We start from the raw sequence: 3,147 nt of genomic DNA, 5'->3' as shown, positions 1-3,147 counted from the left end.
ATCGCGCGAAACTGCCGACCGGGGTACGACGCCGGAAAGCGCGAATTCATTCTTCACGAGGTCGATTCATGTCTCCCGTCTCGGCATTCAAGCTGGTTTTGTTGTCATTCCTCGCGATCGTCGCGCTCGAATGCATCGCCAAGCGGCTGCGGCTGCCGCCCGCGGCCGCGCTGCTGATCGGCGGCATCGGCATCGCGTTCATCCCCGGCCTGCCGCCGATCAATCTCGATCCCGAACTGGTGCTGCTGGTGTTCCTGCCGCCGCTGCTGATGGACGGTGCGTACTTCTCGGTGTGGGAGGAGTTCAAGCGCAATGTCGGCGGCATCCTGCTGCTTGCGATCGGCGCGGTCGTGTTCACGACGTTCGCGGTCGGCTTCGCCGTGCACTGGGTGGCGCCGTCGCTGCCGTGGGCCGCGTGCTTTGCACTCGGCGCGATCGTGTCGCCGCCCGACGCCGTTGCCGCGAAGGCCGTGCTCGAACGTGTCGCGCTGCCGCGCCGGCTGATGGTGCTGCTCGAAGGCGAGAGCCTGCTGAACGACGCGGCCGGCCTCGTGCTGTTCCGTTTCGCGGTCGCGGCCGCGCTCACCGGTGCGTTCAGCCTCGAGCACGCGGTCGTGCGCTTTGCGGAGCTCGGGCTCGGCGGCGTGGCGATCGGCTTCGCGGTCGGCAAGCTCGTCGTGTGGTTCCTGAAGCAGCTCGACGACGACTACCTCGTGATCACCGTCGCGGTGATCGCCGGCTGGATCGCCTATATCGCGGGCGAAATGGTCGAGGTGTCCGGCGTGATCGCCACCGTCACGGCCGGCATGATCGTCGGCTGGCATCAGCACGAGGTGTTCTCGGCGGCCGTGCGCACGCGCGGCACCGCATTCTGGCAGGTCATCGTGTTCCTGCTCGAAGCGATGGTGTTCGTGCTGATCGGGCTGTCGCTGCGCGGCGCGATCCACCGGCTCGGCGGCTTCGAGCAGGTGCTTGCCACGATGGTGCCGCCGATGCTCGCGGTGCTGGCGGCGGTGATCGTGTCGCGTTTCGTGTGGATCTACGCGGTCGAGGCGCTGAAGTGGCCGGTGCGCGGGATCGCGCGGCGCGGCGAAGCGCCCGACTGGAAGGCCGCGACGATCATGAGCTGGGCCGGGATGCGCGGGGTCGTCACGCTGGCGATCGCGCTGTCGCTGCCCGAGGCGATGCCCGGCCGCGACGTGATCCTGGTCGCGTCGTTCGCGGTGATCCTCGTCACCGTTCTGCTGCAGGGCACGACGATCGGGCCGCTTATCCGGCTGCTGCGCCTGCCGCAGCGCGAAGAACGCGCGGCGCATCACCTGACCGAGCCGCAGACGTGGGCGTACATCGAGGCTGCGCAGCTTGCGGCGATCCAGCCGCTCGTGCGCGACGAGAACGGGGCCGTGATTCATCCGCGCCTGCTCGAGCAGTACACGTATCGCGCGGAGCTGACCGAGCGGGCGAAGAACGAGCCCACGTACCCGGCAGAAGTGCGTACCGCACACTACGATGTCGTGCTGGCCGCGATCCGGGCCGGGCGCGCGGAACTGTTGCGCCTGCACCGTTCCGGGCACATCCACGACGAGATGCTGCATGCGCTCGAACGCGACCTCGATCTGCAGGAAGTGTCCGCGCAGCACGCGCGCGGGTAAGGCCGCTCACCACCGTCATACCGCCGTCGAGCGGCCGGCTCCGGCCGGCCCGATGCGCGCGGGCCGATCGTTGCCTGGCGCGCTAATCTTTCTTCTGCCGGCGCGCCGATTCGGCGGATTTCCATCCGGCCCCCAATGCGGCGGGCAGCCGGCCTTGCAGCGCATGCAAACCTTGTGGCGCCGGTCTCGCAAACGTTACCGCCTTTCGAATCCCGAAATGATCTGATTTAACTGATTCCGGCTCGTTCGTCATATTTGGCAAAACTAAACCGGAAGGAGATAGATGCTGTGTTCTAATTTCATTTAGAATCAGCCGGTTATGTTTATTGAGAGAAAGGATGCGGAGGTAATGCGGCCGCCAACGGGGAGAAATCGGCGCCCGGAGCCCCGCTAGGCAGTGCCGACAGGCCAAATCGGCGGAATCGGGCGGGATTTTCAACCGCCAGAATAAGATAGCATCCAAGCCGGATAAACAACTCCTATGAAAGAATCGACTGGAGAATCGGCGTTTGAAACTGTATTTATGAAAGAATCGAGCGGTGATAATGCCTCGGATTGTCTTGAATCGGGGTTATCGGTCCTTCTCGTCGACGATCAACCGTTCGTCGGCGAGGTGATCCGCCGCGCGCTGCGCAGCGAACACGACATCGACCTGCACGTGTGCACTGACGCGCACCGGGCGATGGCGGTCGCGCGCGACGTGAAGCCGACGGTCATCCTGCAGGATCTCGTGATGCCGGAGATCGACGGCCTCGATCTCGTCCGTGCGTGGCGCGCGGATGCCGGCACCGCTCGCGTGCCGATCATCGTGCTGTCCGCGAAGGAGGAGCCGATCGTCAAGCGCGAGGCGTTCATTGCCGGCGCGAACGACTATCTGGTGAAGCTCCCCGACGCGATGGAGCTGGCCGCCCGGATCCGCTATCACTCGAATTCGTACCTGATGTCGCGGCAGCGCGACGAGGCGCTCGATTTCCTGTCGCACGACATGCGTTCGCCGCAGACGTCGATCCTTGCGCTGCTCGACGTCTACCGGGCCGAGCACGGCGACATGCCGGCGATCATGGAGCGCATTGCCGGCCACGCACGGCGCGCGCTCGCGCTGGCCGACGGCTTCATCCACCTGACCCGCGCGCAGTCCGAGCGCCGCGCACACGAGGTCGTGAGTCTCAACGAGATCGTGCTCGACGCCGTCGACCAGCTGTGGGAGAAGGCGGCCGGGCTCGGCAGCCGGGTCGCCGCGCACGTGCCCGATACCGAGTGCGTGACGATGGGCGACCGCATGATGTTGACGCGCGCGGTCGCGAACCTGATCGACAACGGGCTGAAGTACGGCCCGGCCGGCACGGACGTGCACTGCACGCTGAGTGGCGAGGACGGTGCCTGGCTGATCGGTGTCGAGGATACCGGCGCCGGGATCGCGCCGGAGCAGCGCACGGCCGCGACCGAGTCGTTCGTGCAGCTCGAATCCGTGCATGGTGCGGCACGCGGCGGCTTC

General features: G+C 66.2%; 2 protein-coding genes. Both read left to right on the top strand.

Annotated features, from left to right (window positions below; all coding sequences use genetic code 11):
• Positions 1-68 precede the first annotated feature (68 nt).
• A complete protein-coding gene (locus JYJ84_RS32575) occupies positions 69-1,652 on the top strand; it encodes a Na+/H+ antiporter (RefSeq protein ID WP_122949089.1) in 1,584 nt (527 codons plus the stop codon).
• Positions 1,653-2,133: 481 nt separating this feature from the next.
• Positions 2,134-3,147, top strand: a 1,014-nt coding sequence (locus tag JYJ84_RS32570; RefSeq protein ID WP_205189983.1) for a hybrid sensor histidine kinase/response regulator, incomplete at its 3' end; no start/stop codon positions are given.

It is taken from the genome of Burkholderia sp. LMG 13014, from assembly GCF_905232215.1.
GTDB lineage: Bacteria > Pseudomonadota > Gammaproteobacteria > Burkholderiales > Burkholderiaceae > Burkholderia.
The sequence above is the reverse complement of the archived record's forward strand: the minus strand, read 5'-3'. Positions and strand labels throughout refer to the sequence as shown.

What these genes read in the sequence shown, in the direction of transcription:
- JYJ84_RS32575 (WP_122949089.1), top strand. Translation starts at nt 69, where the DNA reads ATGTCTCCCGTCTCGGCATTCAAGCTGGTTTTGTTGTCATTCCTCGCG.